This window comes from Mycobacterium farcinogenes (assembly GCF_019739075.1).
Classification (GTDB): Bacteria; Actinomycetota; Actinomycetes; order Mycobacteriales; family Mycobacteriaceae; genus Mycobacterium; species Mycobacterium senegalense.
The window spans coordinates 2749561-2769000 of record NZ_CP081673.1 but is presented as its reverse complement, the minus strand read 5'-3'; the positions used below and the strand labels follow the sequence as shown (position 1 = coordinate 2769000).

18 protein-coding genes are annotated in these 19440 nt (G+C 66.6%); 13 read left to right on the top strand and 5 right to left on the bottom strand.

What is annotated here, in order from left to right; genetic code table 11:
* Nucleotides 1-19: 19 nt before the first annotated feature.
* The 5 genes from K6L26_RS13075 to K6L26_RS13055 all read left to right on the top strand — a co-directional run bounded on the left by K6L26_RS13075 (nt 20) and on the right by K6L26_RS13055 (nt 6184).
* Nucleotides 20-904 (top strand): SDR family oxidoreductase, encoded by an 885-nt coding sequence (locus K6L26_RS13075; protein WP_234814294.1) that lies wholly within the window; start codon nt 20-22, stop codon nt 902-904.
* The gene (locus K6L26_RS13070; RefSeq protein WP_221853238.1) at nt 901-1830 is read left to right on the top strand and encodes a patatin-like phospholipase family protein; all 930 of its coding nucleotides are present in this window, start codon (nt 901-903) and stop codon (nt 1828-1830) included. Before K6L26_RS13075 ends, K6L26_RS13070 begins: the two co-directional genes overlap by 4 nt.
* Nucleotides 1827-3281, top strand: coding sequence for a flavin-containing monooxygenase (locus K6L26_RS13065; protein ID WP_221853237.1), 1455 nt, complete (start codon nt 1827-1829; stop codon nt 3279-3281). Before K6L26_RS13070 ends, K6L26_RS13065 begins: the two co-directional genes overlap by 4 nt.
* A 120-nt stretch (nt 3282-3401) precedes the next feature.
* Complete coding sequence (locus K6L26_RS13060; protein ID WP_221853236.1) at nt 3402-5657, top strand: DUF4185 domain-containing protein; 2256 nt, start codon at nt 3402-3404, stop codon at nt 5655-5657.
* Between the two features lie 2 nt (nt 5658-5659).
* Complete coding sequence (locus K6L26_RS13055; RefSeq protein ID WP_221853235.1) at nt 5660-6184, top strand: hypothetical protein; 525 nt, start codon at nt 5660-5662, stop codon at nt 6182-6184.
* Nucleotides 6185-6188: 4 nt separating this feature from the next.
* On the opposite strand, the gene K6L26_RS13050 is transcribed toward K6L26_RS13055, so the two are convergent.
* From K6L26_RS13050 to K6L26_RS13040, 3 genes are all read right to left on the bottom strand, one after another.
* On the bottom strand, nt 6189-6701 hold the full coding sequence (locus K6L26_RS13050; RefSeq protein WP_019348538.1) for a DUF3145 domain-containing protein: 513 nt from the start codon (nt 6699-6701) through the stop codon (nt 6189-6191).
* Between the two features lie 115 nt (nt 6702-6816).
* Nucleotides 6817-7647, bottom strand: a complete 831-nt coding sequence (locus K6L26_RS13045; RefSeq protein WP_115150615.1) for a serine hydrolase domain-containing protein — start codon at nt 7645-7647, stop codon at nt 6817-6819.
* Nucleotides 7648-7658: 11 nt separating this feature from the next.
* Nucleotides 7659-8540 carry a chemotaxis protein CheY gene (locus K6L26_RS13040; protein WP_221853234.1) on the bottom strand — a complete coding sequence of 294 codons (882 nt, stop codon included), beginning with the start codon at nt 8538-8540 and terminating at the stop codon, nt 7659-7661.
* Nucleotides 8541-8642: 102 nt separating this feature from the next.
* Between K6L26_RS13040 and K6L26_RS13035 the strand changes: the two genes are divergently transcribed.
* The 6 genes from K6L26_RS13035 (at nt 8643) to K6L26_RS13010 (ending at nt 14406) form a co-directional block, all read left to right on the top strand.
* A complete protein-coding gene (locus K6L26_RS13035; RefSeq protein ID WP_036393789.1) occupies nt 8643-9731 on the top strand; it encodes an S-(hydroxymethyl)mycothiol dehydrogenase in 1089 nt (362 codons plus the stop codon).
* Nucleotides 9728-10354, top strand: coding sequence for an MBL fold metallo-hydrolase (locus K6L26_RS13030; RefSeq protein ID WP_047039737.1), 627 nt, complete (start codon nt 9728-9730; stop codon nt 10352-10354). The genes K6L26_RS13035 and K6L26_RS13030 overlap by 4 nt, the downstream gene beginning before the upstream one ends.
* A 76-nt stretch (nt 10355-10430) precedes the next feature.
* Nucleotides 10431-11531, top strand: a complete 1101-nt coding sequence (locus tag K6L26_RS13025; protein ID WP_245008728.1) for a beta-mannosidase — start codon at nt 10431-10433, stop codon at nt 11529-11531.
* 65 nt (nt 11532-11596) lie between these two features.
* Nucleotides 11597-12970, top strand: a complete 1374-nt coding sequence (locus K6L26_RS13020; RefSeq protein WP_221853233.1) for a styrene monooxygenase/indole monooxygenase family protein — start codon at nt 11597-11599, stop codon at nt 12968-12970.
* Nucleotides 12971-13117: 147 nt separating this feature from the next.
* Entirely contained in the window at nt 13118-13360 is a 243-nt protein-coding gene (locus tag K6L26_RS13015) for an LPXTG cell wall anchor domain-containing protein (protein WP_076216509.1), read from the top strand.
* Between the two features lie 47 nt (nt 13361-13407).
* Entirely contained in the window at nt 13408-14406 is a 999-nt protein-coding gene (locus K6L26_RS13010; RefSeq protein WP_081395108.1) for a class I SAM-dependent methyltransferase, read from the top strand.
* Between the two features lie 14 nt (nt 14407-14420).
* Here K6L26_RS13010 and K6L26_RS13005 read toward each other — a convergent pair whose 3' ends face one another.
* Nucleotides 14421-15971 (bottom strand): acetolactate synthase large subunit, encoded by a 1551-nt coding sequence (locus K6L26_RS13005; RefSeq protein ID WP_221853232.1) that lies wholly within the window; start codon nt 15969-15971, stop codon nt 14421-14423.
* 156 nt (nt 15972-16127) lie between these two features.
* On the opposite strand from K6L26_RS13005, the gene K6L26_RS13000 reads away from it, so the two are divergent.
* Both K6L26_RS13000 and K6L26_RS12995 read left to right on the top strand, forming a co-directional pair.
* On the top strand, nt 16128-16955 hold the full coding sequence (locus K6L26_RS13000; protein WP_221853231.1) for an SDR family NAD(P)-dependent oxidoreductase: 828 nt from the start codon (nt 16128-16130) through the stop codon (nt 16953-16955).
* Nucleotides 16952-17602 carry a TetR/AcrR family transcriptional regulator gene (locus K6L26_RS12995; RefSeq protein ID WP_221853230.1) on the top strand — a complete coding sequence of 217 codons (651 nt, stop codon included), beginning with the start codon at nt 16952-16954 and terminating at the stop codon, nt 17600-17602. The genes K6L26_RS13000 and K6L26_RS12995 overlap by 4 nt, the downstream gene beginning before the upstream one ends.
* A gap of 15 nt (nt 17603-17617) precedes the next feature.
* Here K6L26_RS12995 and K6L26_RS12990 read toward each other — a convergent pair whose 3' ends face one another.
* Nucleotides 17618-19414 carry a helix-turn-helix domain-containing protein gene (locus tag K6L26_RS12990; RefSeq protein WP_245008727.1) on the bottom strand — a complete coding sequence of 599 codons (1797 nt, stop codon included), beginning with the start codon at nt 19412-19414 and terminating at the stop codon, nt 17618-17620.
* Nucleotides 19415-19440 lie beyond the last annotated feature (26 nt).

Sequence of the window (19440 nt, the reverse complement as noted above, 5' to 3'; positions counted from 1 at the left end):
ACTCCAGGGGAGGCATGACGTGCGGTTTTCTCAACGACAGGCGTCGGTGGACGGGGCGGTAGTCATCGTCACCGGCGGGGCACGCGGCATCGGCGCCAAGACAGCCGAGCTGTTCTCGGCCCGCGGTGCCACGGTATGGATCGGTGACGTCGACGCCGAGGTCGCCGCGACCACCGCCGCGGGAATCCCTCGCTGCCGCGCTGCGCACCTCGACGTCACGCAACGGTCGTCGTGGGAACGCTTCGTATCCGAGGCCGTCCGGGAGTCGGGCAGCATCGACATTCTGGTCAACAACGCCGGGGTCATGCCGCTCGGTGCGTTCGACGCCGAATCCGACTCGACCACCGACCTGATCCTCGACGTCAACGTGCGCGGGGTGCTCAACGGCATGCGCGCCGTGGTCCCGTCGATGGTGGCCCGTGGTCACGGCCACGTGGTGAACGTCGCCTCGATGGCGGGCATGATCCCGATTCCGGGCATGGTGACCTACAACGCCAGCAAGTTCGCCGCGCTCGGTGCCTCACTGGCTGCCCGTCGCGAATACGCCGGAACCGGGGTCACCGTATCGGCCGTGCTGCCGTCGGCGGTCCGCACCGAACTCGCCTCGGGCGTACAGCTCGGAAACGGCCTGCCCACAGTGGATCCCGAGGACGTCGCCCGGGCGGTCCTCAAGACAGTAGGCACCCACGCCGCGCGCACGTCCGTCCCGGGTTGGGTCGCTCCCGGGTGGGCGCTCGTCGATGCCCTGGTGCCAGAGGGACTCCAACGTGCGGTACGGGACAAGATCAACGATCGTCGCGCCCTGACCGCACTGGACGTCCAGGGCCGGTCCGCGTACCAGCAGCGCATCGAGCGTCAGGCGAACTCCCATGCCTCACAGTCCGATTCCGAGGTGACGCCATGACCACGGCCCTGGTGATCGGCTGCGGTGGGACCATCGGCGGGGCGTGGACCGTGGCGGCGCTGCATGCGCTGGCCGAGGAAACCGGATGGGATCCACGCGAGGCCTCCGTGCTACAGGGCACCTCGGCCGGGGCTGAGCTCGTCACGATGCTCGGCGGCGGTGCCGCCGTGGCCGACCTGGTGGCGATGCAGCGCGGAACCGCAACCGACGAGCGCCTGCGCCGCCACATCACGGCCACCCCGCCCAGCCTTCCGCCGATTCCGTTGCCCCGGCTGCTCAACCCGCGACTGCTCGGCAGCCAAAAAGGTCTGGCCGCCGCCACCGGCATCGCCCCCGTCGGCCGCGGCAACGCCGACTGGTTGCAACGCCTCGCCGACGGATTTTCCGATGGCACGGGTTGGCTGCCCCATCCTGGTGTCCGGATGGTCGCCTTCGACTACCAGCGCGGGCAACGTGTCGCCTTCGGAGCGCCCGGCGCACCGGCGGCTACCGCCGGCGCAGCGCTCCGCGCATCCTGGGCCGTACCCGGCTGGATGCCCCCGGTCACGATCGACGACAGGCACTTCGTCGACGGCGGCGCCGCGTCGACCGCGTCGGTCGATCTGATCGCACCGGAAGAAGCCGAGACCGTCTACGTCATCACCCCCATGGCGTCCGAACCGGGAACGCGCGCACCGGGACTCGGCGGAAGACTGGAGCACCTCCTGCTGCGCCGGCCCATGTCGGTCGGGTTGGACCGCGAAGTGGCCGCCGTTCGGGCGCGCGCTACGCAGGTTGTCGTCATCCGGCCCGACGCGGCTGATCTGGTCGGGCTCGGTTCACATTTCATGCGGCGTGGCCGGCGCCGGTCGGCGTTCGAGGCTTCGATGCGCACCGCCCCCGCCACGGTTCGGCGGGCGCTCGCCGTCAGTGAGGAGGCCCGATGAACCGTGAGGCTCGCATCGTCATCATCGGCGCGGGGATGGCGGGCATCGCCACGGCCTACACCCTCAAACAAGCCGGGTTCACGAACTTCACCGTCCTGGAGAAAGGTTCGGATGTCGGCGGTGTCTGGCACTGGAACCGATATCCCGGACTTACCTGTGACGTCCCGTCGCAGATCTACCAGTTCTCCTTCGCTCCCAAACCGGACTGGAGCCACATCTGGGCCGGCGGTGACGACATCCAGCGCTACCATCGCGACGTCGTCGAACGATTCGGCCTCGGTGCACATCTGCGGTGCAACACCGAAGTCACCGAGGCACGATGGGACAGCTCCACGACATCGTGGAGCCTGACCACCGCCGACGGTGACACTCTGACAGCCGATTTCGTCATCTGCGCCACCGGCGTCCTGCATCACCCGTCGATACCGGAGATCCCGGGCATGGAAACCTTCGCCGGTCCGATCGTGCACACCGCGCGGTGGGATCCGTCCATCAGCACCGACGGCCGGCGCATCGCCGTGATCGGCACGGGATCGACTGGTGTGCAGGTTGTTTCGGCCTTACAGCCGAAGGCTCAGACTCTCCTGCACTTCGCCAGGTCACCGCAGTGGATTCTGTGGGCCCCGATGTCGATGCGGCAGTCGTCGATATTGGCCAAGATGCTGCGCCGCCGGCCGGGCTGGCATGACGCTCTCTTCCGGCGCCTGCAATGGGCGTCCGGGATCCTGGCTGATGTCGTCACCACCCCGTCGTGGCGACGCACACTGGTCCAGTCATACGCCCGCTGGAGCCTGGCGGCGCAGGTCCGCGATCGCTCGCTGCGGGCGAAACTCACCCCCGACTATGAACCGCTGTGCAAACGCCAGGTGGTCTCGGGCACCTACTACCGGGCCATCAAGCGGCGCAACGCCAGCCTGATCGTCGAACCCATCGAGGAATTCACCCCGACCGGTATCCGGACGGCTGACGGCATCCACCACGACGTGGATGTCGTGGTGCTGGCCACCGGTTTTCAGGCACACAACTACATGCGTCCGATGAAGATCGTGGGTCGTGACGGCATCACGCTCGACGATGCCTGGGTCAAAGGACCGCGGGCATACCGCATGACCGCGATCCCCGGGTTCCCCAACTTGTTCACCGTGCTCGGACCCAACTCACCGACCGGGTCGATCCCGCTGCAGTACTCGGCCGAACTGACGGCCCGCTATATCACCGCCTGGCTCAAGCGGTTCGAGAGCGGGGAGCTCTCCGAGGTCGAGGTCACCGAGCAGGCCACTGAGGAATTCAACGCCGCGGTCGCCGAGGGCCTCGGTCCGACGGTCTGGAACACGGGGTGCAATTCGTGGTATTTCACCGAGGCCGGGACCATCGATCTCTGGCCGTTCGACCGGGCGACGCTCACCCGGATGCTCTCCGAGCCAGACCCAGCGCACTATCGGGTCAGCTGACACGAGTCCGCACTCCGGCCCCGCCCCGGCAATTCGGCGTGTTTGCCCAACGCCGTGAACGGCACACGGTACGTTTCGACTGGGCCGGGGTTTTGAGTTAGTGGACTGGTACGGAGCGTCATGGAATCGACCAAATACATCGGCCGCGTCGGCGCATTAGCCGTTGCTCTCGGCATCGGAACGGCACTGACCTCGGGCACCGGAATCGCCTGGGCCGAAGGCGGATCCGGCGATCCTGGCAAATCCACCACCGGAAGCGCCGACGGCAGCACCTCGGGCTCGGGACAAAAGAAGGCTACGAGCAAACCTTCGGACGTCAAGAAGCCGGCCACCACGCCGTCACACTCACTGTCCAAGATCGGTGAACGCATCCGCAAGGATGTCGAGTCCGGCTTGAACGACGTCGGTGACGCCATCAAGCAGACACAGAGCCGGCTGGGCTCCGGGCCCACCCCGCCGCGCACCCGGACGACCAAGGTCCGCAGCAAGGTTCGGCGGGCGATCAGCGATGTCACCGATGTCGCCGAGAAGGCCGACACCGGCGAGAAGACCGGTAGCACACGGATCGTCCCGGAAGCCGTGACCACCGCGCCCGATGTGCAACGCACCCAGCGCCCCAACACCGTGGTGGTTCGTCTTGAAGAAACCGCCGGCGAAATCACCCGGCGCAGCCGCGAGGCGATCTCGACGCTGCACACGCCCGCCACGGCGTTCGACGTCCCCGCCACCGTGAAGGAAGACGCGGTCACCGCGTCGGCGCCGGCCTCGATGCCTGAGCCGACCACACCCAAGATCACTGCACCGCCGGTGGTCTCGGCACTGCTGGGGGTCGCCGGCGTGTTGCCGTTCGGCGCCGGGAGCAGCCCGGTGGCGCCTGCCCAGTCCCCCGCTCTGTGGGCCATGATGGCTTGGACGCGAAGGGAATTCCAGCGGTCGATCAATCCGCTGACCTCGCGGGTCGTCTCGGCCAACGATGCCGCCTCGGTGGTGGCCGAGGGTGAGATCCAGCCGATGGCGGCGGCCACCCCAAACGTCGCGACTCAGACCGATGACCTGACCCCCAAGCCCCAGGTTCCGGCGTCGCTGGCGGAGTTCACCAAAAAGCTGGGGTGGGTCACCGGGGTCGGCTACACCGATCACTGGTATGTCGCGGGTACGGACCTGGGCATCATGTGGAACAGCGGCTACACCGATGAGAACGGCAAGCCCATCATCTACACGTTGTTCGGTGACACCTACAGCGAGCCGGGCATGGCCGGCGACTGGCGCAACAACGTGCTGTTCCGCACGGTGGACACCGACCTGTCCAACGGTCTGCAGTTCAGCGATGCGGTGATCAACGCCGGGGCGCAGTATCCGGGTGATCCCAACGGGGAGCATCAGTGGTACGGCACCGGAGGCGCTCCCGCCGGCGCCACCCAGATCATCTACGATCCCGGTCAGGACGGACTGTTCGGCCGGACCTACACGATGATTCCGACTTCGGCGATTGCGATCGAGAACGCGGACGGCTCCTACACGCAGTACGCCACGGTGATGTCGGTCCGCACCTGGGACAACCCGGGCAGCTGGACCACAAACTACTCGGGCATCGCCTATTCCACCGACGGCGGCGAGACCTGGCAGGTCGATCCCGACACCATCCGTTCGTCGGGTTGGTTCCGTGCGGGGCCGGCCTACGTTCCCGGTGACGAGCACTTCCAGCAGAACGCGCTGGTGATGTCGGACGATCCGACCGACCCGTACGTCTATGTGTACGGAACGCCCTCGGGCAGGCAGGGTTCGGCGTATGTGGCCCGCGTGGAAAAGGACAAGATCACCGACCTCGGCGCCTATCAGTACTTCGCGGGTGAGGATTCCAGCGGCGCCGGCCAGTGGGTCACCGGGGACCCGTCGGCGGCCGCTCCGGTATTCGGTTCCAGCAGCACCGATCTCCTGCCGACCCTGTACAAGGTCGCGGACTTCTTCACCTTCGGGCTGTTCACCAAGATCGCCAACGGCATCTGGGTCGGCGGGCTGCCGACAGGCGGCAATGTCAGCGAAATGTCGGTGCAGTACAACGAATATCTGGGCAAGTACGTCGTGCTCTACACCGATGGCGGCAACAACGTCGTGATGCGAGTGTCGGATTCGCCGCAGGGTGAATGGTCGGATACCACGACGCTGGTGAGAAATGACCTCATCAGCAACACCGGCATGTACGCACCGATGGTCCACCCGATGTCGGGCACCGACTACTTCAACAAGGTCGATGCCAATGGCAATGTGGTCGAGGACAACTCCCAGTACCTGTACTACAACCTGTCCTACTGGGGTGCCTACAACGTGCAGTTGATGCAGACCGACCTGTCGTCGATGAAGACGGTCTCGGTGTAGGCGTGTCCGGAGCGCGGGCATTGAGTGCGGCGGCCATCACCGTGGCCGCCGCACTCAGCACGAGTGCGTGTGCCCACGCCGATCCCGAACCCCTGCCCTCAGGCCCATCTGAAACCGCTGCCCCGCAACCGAACTCGTCCTGCACCGAAACGCTGACCGGAGCGCTGACACCGGCCGATCCCGGACACGTCGGCAACAATCGGCTCCTACTGCAGTGTGAGGACGGCACGTGGCAGGCGTTCCGCGATCCCTATCCCTCAGCGGACCGCTGGCTGACCACGGGACCCGAGCTGATCCTGCACGGGCAAGGACGACGGAACCCGGAGGCCCGGGGCGGAACCTGGACGGCGACGCCGTTGACGGCCGAGGCGCGTTGCAGCGCCGCGGTTGTCGACGTCCAGGGCGCCGGCAAGACCTCAGAACCTGAGACGTTCAGCGCCGATCCGGGCCGGACGCTGACCTTCCAGATCAGCGATCGCATGTTCACGACGAAGCTCAGCGGCTACTGCCTCTGGGAGCGTGGCTGAGCGGCTACCCCACGCCTCTGCTCAACCAAGACACCTCGGCGCCGTCACCGCCGTTGCGGAAGGGCTCCAAGGATTCGTCCCATGCGGTGCCGAGCACGGTGTCGAGTTCGGCTGCCAGCATGTCGGCGCCGCCGGCCATCAGGGCACGCAACCGCATCTCCCCGACCATCACGTCACCGTTGGCACTCATCGCGCCGCTCCACAGACCCAGTTGCGGAGTATGGCACCAGCGGTGCCCGTCGACACCCGCGCTGGGGTCCTCGGTCACCTCGAAGCGCAGCACTGACCAGGAGCGCAGCGCGTTGGCAAGCTGCGCCCCGGTGCCGACGGGGCCGATCCAGTTGGTCACCGCACGCAACTGGCCGGGCATGGCCGGTTGCGGGGTCCACTTCAGGTTCGCCCGCGCCGACAGGGTCGACGACAACGCCCACTCAACATGCGGGCATACCGCCGCGGGTGAGGCGTGGACATACACCACGCCCGTCGCCGCGTCGGCGAACTGATTCGACGCACGCATTTGCTACTCCTTCGGATCACGAGGGACGTCTTCCCCAACGGCCTGGTGATTCCGATCGAGCATGCAGTTGTGTGTGCCGCGCGTGTCTATTGTGCCTTGTGAGGCCAGTGTTGCGCTAGTGTGTCCCGTTTTCTCTCAGGACTCCATCAGACACTGCCGGCCACAGCGGATACGTCCAATCCCCGAAGTCACGGTCGGTCAGCACCACTAACGCCAGGTCAGCGACCGGATCGACCCACAGAAACGTGCCCGATTGGCCGAAGTGACCGTAGGTGCGCGGCGAGTTTGCCGATCCCGTCCAGTGCGGGGTTTTGCCGTCCCGGAGCTCGAAGCCCAGGCCCCAGTCGTTCGGGCGCTGCACACCGAACCCCGGCAACACCCCGTCCAGTCCGGGAAACTGCACGGTCACGGCTTGCTCATGCAGTTGCTCGGACACCAGAGCCGGGCGCAGCAACTCGCCGGCGAACACCGCCAGGTCCGCGACCGTCGACACACCGCCGTACCCGGCCGCCTCAGCCCCACCCAGCAGCGCGGAACCCGACATTTGCAGCGGCTCGAACACCGCCTCGGTCAGATAGGCCCCGAACTCGATATCGGCGGCTGCCTCGACCGCACGGGCCAGCAGTTCGAATCCGTAGTTCGAATAGATGCGACGCTGACCCGGCCGGGCAAGCACCTCAGCCGACCGCATCGACACCCCCGACGTGTGCGCCAACAGGTGGCGGATCGTCGAGCCGGGCGGGCCGGCCGGGGTGTCGAGTTCGACAGCGCCCTCTTCGATCGCAATCTGCGCGGCCCGGGCCACGAGCGGTTTGGTGACCGACGCCAGGGAGAACGGCTTGTGGATGTCGCCGCGGCAGGCCTGCACGCCGGACGGGCCGATCACCGCAGCAGCCGCCGAGTCAACCGGCCAAGTATCGATAACGTCGAGAACTTCGGCTTTCATTGCGGGCAAATCTAGCGGGCGCGCCCCACGATCCGGGAAAGCAATTCCTCGGCCATGCCGGCTGCCACCGCATCCACCTCGGCGACCAGGCGGCGCAGCCCGACCACCCGCCGCACCAAATCCTGGTCGGTGTCAGCGACTGCCGCCAGCCGATGCACGTCGCAGACGGCGCGATACGCCGATTGGGTCGCTTCCGGTTCCGTGGCATCACACCACCGCTGCATGGACTCCGTCCATGACACGACCCGATCGTCGGCTCGCCTTCGGTGCGCCAGGTTCAACGCCCGCCGATAGACATCGGCCGCCCATTCCACAGGTACCGGCTCGTCCAGCATCGGCAGAAGTACTCGATCGAGGGTTTCGTACCCGGCCGGATCGCCGGCAGCGGCGGCGACCGTGCCGGTCAGCGCCCGACCCAGAGCGATCAGTGCGGCATCACCCGAGTTCTCCGCGACCGCCGCCAGTTGTCGCGTCGCTGTATCGGATTGCTTTTGATCGCCGGCATCGGAGGCCGTCACCGCGAGCAGGTAGGCGAGATATCCGTGCGCGGCGGTCTCCGGTACACCGTCGAGCAGCTCTCGAGCACGCTGCGCCCAACTGCGGGCCAACGCGAGGTGCCCCCGCGCCAGCCAGGCCATGCCGATCTCGGCGGCCTTCATGGCCGCCTGCACGGGATCGGTGCGCAGCAGGCGGGTGTGCACCTGTTCGTTGATCCGAACGGATTCGCGGCCGTGCCCCTGCCGCCACGCCGCTGCCGCATACACGGAAAGATCATCGGTATCGAGGGCCTGCACTCCGTCGACACGGCTGAAGGATTCATAGCTGGTGCGCCAGTCATTTCGCCGATAAGCGGTACGCGCTACCACCAGCAGTTGGGTTCGATCGTCGACCACAACCCACCGTAGCGCGAGGATGGGCTGCGGGGCTGAGATTCGTGGGGCGACGAGATCCGGCCTCTAATTGGACACCTGTCCGGTTTGCATTAAGTTATAGGCATGCCTCAGACAGTGCGTGGTGTGATTTCGCGGAGCAAGAAGCAGCCGGTGGAATTGGTCGACATCGTGATTCCCGATCCGGGGCCCGGTGAGGTGGTGGTCGACATCATCGCCTGCGGCGTGTGCCATACCGACCTGACGTATCGCGAGGGCGGCATCAACGACGAGTACCCCTTCCTGCTGGGGCATGAGGCCGCGGGCACCGTCGAGGCGGTCGGCGAGGGTGTCACCCATGTCGAGCCCGGTGACTTCGTGATCCTGAACTGGCGCGCGGTGTGCGGGGAGTGCCGGGCCTGCAAGCGTGGCCGTCCGCATCTGTGCTTCGACACCCACAACGCCGCCCAGAAGATGACGCTGACCGACGGCACCGAACTGACCCCCGCCCTGGGTATCGGCGCGTTCGCCGACAAGACCTTGGTCCACGAAGGTCAGTGCACCAAGGTCGATTCCGAGGCTGACCCGGCGGTGGCCGGGCTGCTGGGCTGCGGTGTGATGGCCGGCATCGGTGCGGCGATCAACACCGGTGCGGTGACCCGCGACGACACCGTGGCGGTGATCGGCTGCGGCGGGGTGGGCGACGCGGCGATCGCCGGTGCCGCCCTGGTCGGTGCCAAGAAGATCATCGCCGTGGACACCGACAACAAGAAGCTGAACTGGGCCCGCGATTTCGGTGCCACCCACACCATCAACGCCCGCGAGCTCGACGCGGTGGAGACCATTCAGGATCTGACCGACGGCTTCGGCGCCGACGTGGTGATCGACGCGGTGGGTCGGCCGGAGACCTGGAAGCAGGCGTTCTATGCACGGGATCTGGCCGGCACCGTGGTGCTGGTCGGTGTGCCTACGCCGGACATGACTCTGGAGATGCCGTTGGTCGACTTCTTCTCCCGCGGTGGATCGTTGAAGTCCTCCTGGTACGGCGATTGCCTGCCCGAGCGTGACTTCCCCACCCTGATCTCGCTCTACCTGCAGGGCCGGCTGCCGTTGGAGAAGTTCGTCTCCGAGCGCATCGGCCTGGACGCCATCGAAGACGCCTTCCACAAGATGCACGCCGGTGAGGTGCTGCGCTCGGTGGTGGTGCTGAAATGAGCAGCAACATCCAGCGGGTGGTGACCTCCGGGAAATTCGAACTCGACGGCGGCTCCTGGGACGTCGACAACAACATCTGGATCGTCGGTGACGACAACGACGTGGTGGTGTTCGACGCCGCCCACACCGCCGCCCCCATCGTCGAGGCCGTCGGCGGCCGCAACGTCGTCGCGGTCGTCTGCACCCACGGCCACAACGACCACATCACCGTCGCCCCCGAACTCGGCACAGCACTGGACGCACCGGTACTGCTGCACCCAGCCGACGAGATGCTGTGGCGAGTCGTGCACCCGGACAACGAATTCCGCACAGTCGAGGACGGCCAGGTGCTGCGCGCCGGCGGGATCGAAATTCATGCCCTACACACCCCGGGACACTCCCCGGGCTCGGTCTGCTGGTCGATCCCCGACCTGAACGCGGTGATCTCCGGCGACACCCTGTTCCAAGGCGGCCCCGGCGCCACCGGCCGCTCATTCTCCGACTTCCCCACCATCCTGGAATCCATCTCCAAGCGGCTGGGAATGCTGCCCGGTGAGACCGTCGTCTACACCGGCCACGGCGACACCACCACCATCGGCGACGAAATCGTCCACTACGACGAATGGGTCGCCCGCGGACATTAAGCACTTGCGGCGGCAACGGAGTCGATAACCTGAATAAGTGGTCGACAGGCCATTTCGCACCGCAGTGTTGCTTTGCGTGGCACTGCTGCTCGCGACGGCCTGTTCACCGTCGGCTCCTGAGCCAATGCCGCCGCTGCCCGCCAGTACCACGCAGGCAACCGTCGAGGCAGCCATACCGCGGCTGGGTGTCTCAGGAACGTCGCTGACCCTCGATGGCAAACCCGTGTGGCCGGTCGGCATCAACGCCTACCAACTGGCCACCAACTGGTCTGTGAATGCCGGTTGTGGCGCACAGGTCGACCTCGACTCATACTTCGGCAGCCTGCCGCCACATTCGTTGACGCGTTTCAACGCGTACTCCAGCTTCGCGGTGAACAAGTACACCAGGCAGCTCGATTTCACCTCGCTGGATGCGGTGTTCCGGGCAGCCGAACGCCACCGGCAACTCCTTATCGCGGTGCTCACCAGTGACGACGGTGGTTGTGAGAACGACTATTTCAAGGATTTCGACTGGTACGCGAGCGGCTGGCGCACCGAGGTGTCCCACGGTCTGCCGATGACTTTCGCCGCGTGGCTGGACACCGCCGTCAAGCGCTGGGGCGGCTCCCCGTCGCTGGCCGGCTGGACCGCGGTCGGCGAACCCGAGCCGTCCTACTGCCTGGATCACACCTGCCATTGGACCAAGCGCAGTTGCCACGCCACCGCTCCGGAAACTCTGCGTGCGTTCCTGGACACCTCCGGCGCCCGAATCCGCGAATTGGACCCTGGCACAGTCATCTTCAGCGGCCACGCCGGCGGCGGACAGTGCGGGTCGGCCGGACACGAGTTCGAGATGGTCGCCGCATCCCCGGGCGTGGATGTGCTCGAGTACCACTACTACGAGCAGATGGACTATCTGCCCGGAGACCCATTCGACGGCCTGCAGCGCCGCGTCGCGCAAACCCGTGCGGTGAGCAAGCCGTTGTTCGTCGCCGAGATCGGCATGGAAGCCGGTTCCTGTGATTCGCTGGGTGCGCGGAAGCAGGTCCTCGGCGAGGCCATCGCCGAGATGCGCGGCATGGGAACCGCGGGGGCGATGTTCTGGGCTTTCGTGCCGGATCCACGGCCCAGCGAATGCACTCTCGACATCGGTCCCGCCGATCCGTTGATGTCCATGATCGGTGCCACGCCCCGATAGAGAAGTTGCGATCACGCTGAGCCAGTTCCTTACCGGCATGTGGCGGGGCACCCATAGTGACACCCATGACGAGTTCAGATGGGCGTACCGCAGCGGTGATCGGCGCGGGACAAACCGGGGTGACGGCCGCTCTCGGGCTGTTGGACAACGGGTTTGCGGTGACCCTGTACAGCGACCGTGATCAGCGCAGTTTGCGCGACGACGTCCCGGCCACCGGCACCGCGCTGATCTTCGGCGAGGCACAGCGCGCGGAGGAGTCGCTGGGTCTCAACACCTATCTGGCCACCGCCCCGACATCGACCGGGGAAAGCGTGCGCGTGGTGGATGGCTCGGGTCCGGACCGGTCAGAGGAGATCGCCTTCGACGTCGACTTCGACGGTTTCGTCGGACTGGCGGTGGATACCCGGCTCAAGGCCGATGACCGGCTCACCCTGTTCCAGCAGCGGGGCGGCAGGTTCGTGGTCGAGGCCGTCGATCCACAGCGGTTGGACCACATTGCCGCAAACGTCGACCTGACGCTGGTGGCGACCGGCCGCGCGGGGTTGTCCTCGCTGTTCCCGGTCGACACCGCGCGGTCCGCCTACGATCGGCCCCAGCGCAGCCTGCTCACCGTGACGACGACTGGATTACCCTATGGCCCTGAAGTTTTCGCGCATCGTAGCGGCGCCGGCGGCCGCCACAGCGCCTTGACCGTGGTCACCGATCAGGGCGAAGCCTGGTGGGGCGGGTATCTGCACAAGGACGCGGGCCCGACGTGGGCATTCCTGGGTTGGGCGCGGCCCGGCAGCGAGTGGGAACGGCGCTTCGCCGGAGCAGACAGCGCGCAGTCCGCACTGGACATCGTCACTGCTCTGCACCGCGACTACATCGATTGGGATCTGCCCGAGGTGAGTTCGGTCCGGGTGCTTGAGGAAGATCCGCATTCCTGGCTCAAGGGCGCGGTCACCCAGGTGGTCCGAGACGGGGTGGGCCGCACTGCCAGCGGCCATCCGGTGGCGGCCCTGGGTGACACCGCGGTGTCCTACGATCCGATCGCCGGCCAGGGCGCCCAAGGTGGCCTGATACAGGCCGCAGCACTGGTGCACAAGGCAGCCGAACACGACGGTCCGTTCGACGAAGCCTGGCTGCGCGACGCGTTCGAGGAGTTCTATGCGCGTCGGGCGCGGGCCGCGCAACTGGTCACCCGATTGTTCCTGTCCGATCCGGAGCTGGCCGACTACGGCAACTTGTTCTTCGCCGCAGCTTCGGGCAGTCGCCGCTTCGCCTCGAAACTGTATGGCCTGCTCGATGATCCGCGACGGGTTGAAGCGCTCACCTCCGAGGCTGCGGCCAGAGCGCTGATCACCGACTTCTCCGGGGAACCGGCAGATGCAGTGCTGGAGCGGTTCGTCCCCGCTGGGTCCTTCCGGCGATCGGGGTTGGCGACGCAGGCCGCCTGACCTGGTCTGTACCCCGGAATCCCGCCGGGCAGGTAGGTGCCGGCCTGTGTGACACGGGCCGGCTCGGCCACTCCGGGCGGCGGTGTGATGCCCAGCTGGATCGCCGAAGTTTGTCATAGCCGCTGGCCCGACGGTTACCGTCGGGGTATGCCTCGAGACGAGACCGACGCGCCCACCACCACCGGCCCGGTTCGCCGGTTGGCGCTGCGCTACTGGGTGGCGCTGATCTTGGTCGCCCTGGCTGCGATATTCGTCGCACAGAACCGTGACCGGGTGGGTGTACACGTGCTGTGGGTGACCGTCGAGTCGCCGATGTGGTTCATCTTGGTCATCATCTTCGTCATGGGCACACTGATCGGACTGCTGCTCCGCCGACGGCGGCGAACCTAGCCATGCCCGGGCCGCGCCGAACCATACCCCGCCCGCACGTCGCCGGAATGAGTTCGGCGATCAAGCTTCTTGAACTGGCGGCGCATACCGTGCCGATCCCTGCACCCCCGCTGCCGGTGGTCATCGCCGATTACGGTGCGGGCACCGCGCACAACTCGATGCAGCCGCTCAACGCCGCAATCGCGGCCGTGCGCAGCCGCACCCGGCCCGAGCACTCGATCCTGGTGACGCACACCGATGTTGCCGACAATGACTTCTCCACAATGTTCCGCATCCTGGAAGAGGATCCACAGTCGTATCGGCACCGGGACCCGGCCACCTTCAGTTCGGCGATCGGCCGGTCGTTCTACAGCCAGATCCTGCCGTCGAACAGCGTGCATCTCGGGTGGTCAGCGTGGGCAGTGGCACGACTCAGCAAGGCGCCCATGCCGGTCGCCGACCATGTCGTTGCCGCCTACAGCAACGACGAGCGGGTGCGGGCGGCCTATGCCAGGCAAGCCGCCCACGATTGGCACGAGTTCATCGCGTTTCGCGGTCGCGAACTGTACCCAGGCGGCCGTCTGGTGGTGTTGACGACCGCTCTGGACGAAGGCGGTGACGTGGGCTACCAGCCGTTGTTCCGCGCCGTCGTCGGTGCGTTGACCGAGTTGATCGCCAGCGACGTGGTGACCACCGACGAGGCGACCCAGATGTCGTTGCCGATCACCGGGCGCCACGCCGCGGACTTCGCCGCACCGTTCGCCCCGTCGGGCCGGTTCGAGCGGCTGGAGATCCAGCACGTGGAGTTGGTCGACGCGGAGGACCGGATCTTCGCCGCCTATCGCAGCGACAGGGACGCAACGGCTTTCGGCACTCGCTGGGCTGATTTCCTCTGGTTCACCGCATTCGCCGATCTGGGCGCCGCCATCACCGGTCCGCCCGAGCGATTGTCGGTGTTCTACGACCGGCTGCACACGTCCATCGCGGAGAGACTGGCCGCCGACCCCGAGGAGATGCGCATCCCGATCGCGGCGGTCGTGCTGGAGAAGCGTCGACCCAGCCGGTGATCAACCGTTCCCGGTCATCCCGGCGACCAGGCCGGCAGCGCAGCGTCGATCAGATGTGGTCCCGGCTCGGCCAGTGCGGTACGGAACTGGTCGGCGAGTTCCTCCGCGTTGGTTGCCCGGGTGGCCGGGACACCAAATCCTTGTGCGATCGAAGCGAAGTCGATGTCGGGACGGCTCAGGTCCAACAGTGAGCGCGACCGCTCGCCGTTGGCCTGGGTGCCCACTCGCAACAACTCGAGCTGCAAGATGGCGTAGGCATGGTTGTTCAGGATCACCACGGTGACGTCAAGGTGCTCTCGGGCCATGGTCCACAGGGCCGAAATGGTGTACGCCGCACTGCCGTCGGACTGCAGAGCGATGACCGGCCGGTCCGGTGCGGCGATCGCCGCGCCCACGGCCACCGGAAGGCCCTGCCCGATCGCGCCACCGGTCAGGGTGAGGACGTCGTGTCGCGGAGCCGACGCAGTGGCGGCCGGTAGGAACACGCCGCTGGTGTTGGCCTCGTCGGAGATGATCGCGTTCTCGGGCAACAGCGCCGCGATCACCTGGGCGAGGTTCAGCGGGTTGAGCTGGCCCGTCGGCAATTCGGCGGGTGCCGGTGGTGGTGCGTCGGGCAGTGCGCCGCCCAATTCATCGGCAAGACCGGCCAAATCGTCGATATTGAGCGCACGAACCTCAGCACCCTCGTGCACCAGCACACTGGGCTTGCCCGGGTAGGCGAAAAACGATACCGGGGACTTCGCCCCGACCAGTATCAGATGCGTTGTGCCCGAGAGCTGTTGGGTGGCTTGTTCGGCCAGGTAACCGAGCCGGTCGATGGCCGGGACCCCCTGTCCGCGGGCCAGCCGGGCGGGAAAGGTCTCCACCAAGACGCGAGCCCCGGTCGCCGCCCCGATGCGCGCTGCCGCCCTCAGACCGTCGGCGTGGGTGGCAGCACCGCCCAGCAGCAACACCGCGCCCTCTTTCTGGGCACGCAACAGATTTGCGGCACCGGCGATGTCCAGATCGCTGCCGGATTCCGACTGCTCGGCGATGACGTTGTCCTGCAACGGGTTCTGCGGCGTGCTGCCCCAAGAGTAGTCGGCGGGCAGGATCACCGTGGCGACGCGGCCCGGCGCAGCGGTCGCGCTTTGCACCGCGGCATGGACGGCCGCATCGAGGTCCGCCGCCGATGCGGGTCGGTGCACCGAGCCGTGCGTCCAGCGCCCGAGCGCGTCGATGTCGGATTCCAACGGCGCGTCGAGCGGCTGGTGATAGGTCGCATGATCGCCGACGACATTGACCACCGGGGTGAACGCACGCCGTGCGTTGTGCAGGTTCGCCAGACCGTTGGCCATTCCGGGGCCGAGGTGCAGCAGGGTCGCCGCGGGCGTCCCGGCGATGCGGGCGTACCCGTCGGCGGCTCCGGTGGCGACGCCCTCGAACAGGCACAGCACCGGGCGCATGGCCGGAGCGGCATCCAGCGCCGCGACGAAATGCATTTCCGACGTGCCCGGGTTGGCGAAGCACACGTCGACGCCTTCTGCGAGCAGACGGTTCACCACCACTTCAGCGCCGGTGTTCATGAGGCGCTCCCGGCGCCGTTGTCAGGTTGCTGCGAGCCGTTGTGCACCCGTCCATCTTGATCGGCCGCCGGTCCGGACACCAGCACGGGGGCTTGACTGATTATCAGTCAATCTGGCACGGTGGGCTGACACCCTGAGGGCTGAGCGGAGCCAGGCATGCGACACCGTGGAATCGACCTCGCCGGCAAGAAGGCAGTGGTCACCGGCGCCTCGAGCGGGATCGGGCGCGAATTGGCGCTGGCGTTGTCTCGACGCGGCGCGACACTGGCGCTGGCGGCACGCCGCGAGGAGCTGCTCGATGATCTTGCGGGCGAGATATCGGGCACGGGAGCACCGCGTCCTACCGTGCTCCCCGTGGATCTGGCGGTACCGGGAACCGCCGCACTGCTAGGCCGCCAGGCGCTCGAAGCGCTCGGCACGGTGGACGTGGTGATCAACAATGCCGGCACCAACCTGACCGGAGCCCAATCGGTCGTAGCTGACTCCGCGGCAGCCCGCGCCGTCTTCGAGGTCAATGTCTGGTCACCGCTGGCGCTGACCTCGGCACTGGTGCCGGCCATGTTGGCGGCCGGTTCCGGCGTGATCGTCAACGTCACCTCTACCGTTCAGGCAGTGCCGCTCCCCCTGCTCGGTTACTACTCCGCCTCCAAAGCCGCCCTCGCCCAAGCGACCAAATCGCTACGCCATGAACTGGCGGGAACCAACATCCGAGTGCTGGAAGTGGTGCCCGGCGCCACCGACACCGCGCTGCGCGACATCGATGAGCTGCCGTGGAAGTCCGCGCCGCCCAAAACATTTCCTCCGGTGGCACCCGGCGACACCGCGGCCGCGATCGTCCGAGCGCTCGAGAACGGCTCGAAACGTACCGTATACCCGCGCTATTCCCTTCTTCCCCTTGAGGTTCCGGCTCTCGGTCGGATGGTCGCCGCGCTAGGCGGTCGCCGGGTGGATACTCGCGGCGCACTGTCCGGGCCAACTCGATGAACGCGCAAACGCGGTCAACCGACCGTCGGCAGCTCATCATCGACGCGGCCAGAAAACTCTTCGCGACCCGTCCCTACGACCAGGTCACCACATCGGATATCGCGAAGAATGCCGGCGTGGCGTACGGGTTGATCGCCCACCACTTCGATAACAAGCGCGGCCTGTATCTGGCGGTGATGAACGAGATCGCGGAGGAGATCGCGGCCGCGCAGGCAGCGCCCGCGCCCCCGGGTGCCTCGCTGGTGGATCAACTGCGCCACGCCCTGCGCGCTCATATCACCCACATCGATTCGTACTCCGACAGTTTCGTCGCACTGCTTCGCGGCGCATTGGGTGCCGATTCCGAACATCAGTCAGCGGTCGAGCGCCTCCGATGGCTGGGAGCCCAACGAATACTGTCGGCACTCGGTGTCGCCGAACCCATCGCGCCCACCCTGCGCACCGCCATGCACGGCTGGATCGGATTCCTCGACGAGATGATGATCGACCGCATCACCCATCGCGATGTGGACGTCGACACCCTGGCCGAACTCGCCGCCACGACATTGGCCACAGCCTTGCGGACCGCGGCCGCTCTCGACTCGTCGATCGCCTACACCCCCGAGGCCGTCGCGGCCCTGAAGGAGATCGGCGCGGGCCCGAACTGACGCCGACAACTTTCGTCAGGTGCCACCGACGGCGAGGTCGTGCACCATCAGCGCAGACGAAAACTCCATGGTGGTCGCCGGATCGGCCAGGCTTGCCTGGCACAACTGCTCGATGCGTCGTAGCCGTTGCGCGACGGTGTTGGCATGGATCACCAGCGACTCGGCGGTCGCGTTGCGGTCCAGTCTGTTTGCGAAATAACTCCGCAATGTCGTCATCAACTCAGTGCGATGGTTCGCGTCATAGTCGATGAGGGGCTTGAGCGTGCGAGCGGCGAATGCCGTGAGTTTGGCCCGATCGTTTAGCTGGAGCAGTAGCCCGACGATACCCAGATCGTCGAGAGTGACCGTGGTGCCGGCTCGGCCGCCTCGCAGCGCGATGTCCAACGCTCCCTTGGCTATACGGTAGGCCTCGCCGACGTCGGCACCGTTTGAAGCAGACACTGCCGCTGTGGCCGTGATCTCCCGTGAGACTTGGGCTATCGCTCGCTGGACCATGACGCCGGGCGGTTCGCTGGTGTCAGCCGACTCCGGCCACAGCGTCACCAGTATGCCGCCGTGCATCGCCACCAGCGGCTTCGGCCGGTAGGACGAGGCCAACGCCGTCACCGCCGCCAACGCTCGTTGCCAGGCCAGGCGGGTGGCAGCGTCGGTGGGCCCCGCCACTGTTGCCACGATGGCACCATGAGGCACGCTCAGGTCGTGGCCCAACCGGAGGGCACGGGTCAGCAATGGATCGGACGGGGACCCGCTACTGGACAAGACATCGGTCAGCAACTCCCCGCGAAGCCGCCGTTCCACCTCGGCCGCCGTCTGCTCGCGCAACAGCTCGACCGACACCACGATGGACGCGTGTTCGACGGCCCGAACCTGAAGTGGGTCAAGCGTTTCAAAGTCGCCCGGGAACCAGATCCGCGCGGCCACCTCACTACCCAACCGCACGCCGGCCACCAGCCACCCACTGGGGCCGCCGTCGTCATCGGCGACCGCCTCGACGGTCGCCGCGGCCTCCGGCGACATCATTTCGGCCACTGACGCACGCACTGCGGCAGTAGGGAATTCGACGCCCTCGCCGGCGCGGGCCAGCTCAGTTTGACGCCCGTCATCGATCAGAATCGGCCGGCTGATGAGATCGCTCAGCGCGGCAGCGATTCCGCTGATCCCGCCGGAACGCAACGTGACGGTCAACAGCCGCTCGTGGATCTGCTCTGATCGCGCGAGTGCGTCGCGTTGCTCACGCAACGAGCTCGTGAGCGTGCGCAGCTCATCGAGACGGCGCGCAGAAGTGACCGCGATCGCGGCATGGTTCGCCAACAAGATCAGCCGCTCGATCTCGTACCGGGTGAACGTGTGTACCGAGGCGTAGTAGCCGTTGAGGGTCCCCAACACGTCAGTGCCGGCCACCAGCGGTACGGCGACGATGGCGCGGTACCCCTGTTCTTGTGCGACGCCGGCCCAGAGCGCGAACTCCGGTTCGTCTCGCACGTCTCGAATGGACACAGGTTCGCCACGGTGGAATGCCTGGCTCGAGGGCGATCCGCTGCCGAGCCGGATCGGACGGTCGGAATTGACCCGCTGGACATACTCTTCCGACAAGCCGCTCCAGCCCTGCACCACCAGCCGGTCATGACTCGCGTCAGGGATGAGGACGCCGCAGAAGTCGAAACCCAGCAGTGTCCGCGCTGTGTCGGCAACCAGGCATAGCACCTCCCGTAGATCGCTGTCGGCATTGGCTTGAGCGCTGAGGGTCCGCAGTGCTGCCAACCATGTCACCAGTTCCGCACCGGGCCGTTCACTGTCCGTCGAGAGAGCCACGTGATCAGTGTGCCGCAGGAACGAGT

Coding starts and splice junctions, on each gene's coding strand:
- K6L26_RS13030 (WP_047039737.1), top strand. CDS start 9,728: ATGAGCAGCAACATCCAGCGGGTGGTGACCTCCGGGAAATTCGAACTC.
- K6L26_RS13060 (WP_221853236.1), top strand. CDS start 3,402: ATGGAATCGACCAAATACATCGGCCGCGTCGGCGCATTAGCCGTTGCT.
- K6L26_RS13045 (WP_115150615.1), bottom strand. CDS start 7,647: ATGAAAGCCGAAGTTCTCGACGTTATCGATACTTGGCCGGTTGACTCG.
- K6L26_RS13035 (WP_036393789.1), top strand. CDS start 8,643: ATGCCTCAGACAGTGCGTGGTGTGATTTCGCGGAGCAAGAAGCAGCCG.
- K6L26_RS13020 (WP_221853233.1), top strand. CDS start 11,597: ATGACGAGTTCAGATGGGCGTACCGCAGCGGTGATCGGCGCGGGACAA.
- K6L26_RS12995 (WP_221853230.1), top strand. CDS start 16,952: ATGAACGCGCAAACGCGGTCAACCGACCGTCGGCAGCTCATCATCGAC.
- K6L26_RS13000 (WP_221853231.1), top strand. CDS start 16,128: ATGCGACACCGTGGAATCGACCTCGCCGGCAAGAAGGCAGTGGTCACC.
- K6L26_RS13010 (WP_081395108.1), top strand. CDS start 13,408: ATGAGTTCGGCGATCAAGCTTCTTGAACTGGCGGCGCATACCGTGCCG.
- K6L26_RS13070 (WP_221853238.1), top strand. CDS start 901: ATGACCACGGCCCTGGTGATCGGCTGCGGTGGGACCATCGGCGGGGCG.
- K6L26_RS13065 (WP_221853237.1), top strand. CDS start 1,827: ATGAACCGTGAGGCTCGCATCGTCATCATCGGCGCGGGGATGGCGGGC.
- K6L26_RS13050 (WP_019348538.1), bottom strand. CDS start 6,701: ATGCGTGCGTCGAATCAGTTCGCCGACGCGGCGACGGGCGTGGTGTAT.
- K6L26_RS13005 (WP_221853232.1), bottom strand. CDS start 15,971: ATGAACACCGGCGCTGAAGTGGTGGTGAACCGTCTGCTCGCAGAAGGC.
- K6L26_RS13015 (WP_076216509.1), top strand. CDS start 13,118: ATGCCTCGAGACGAGACCGACGCGCCCACCACCACCGGCCCGGTTCGC.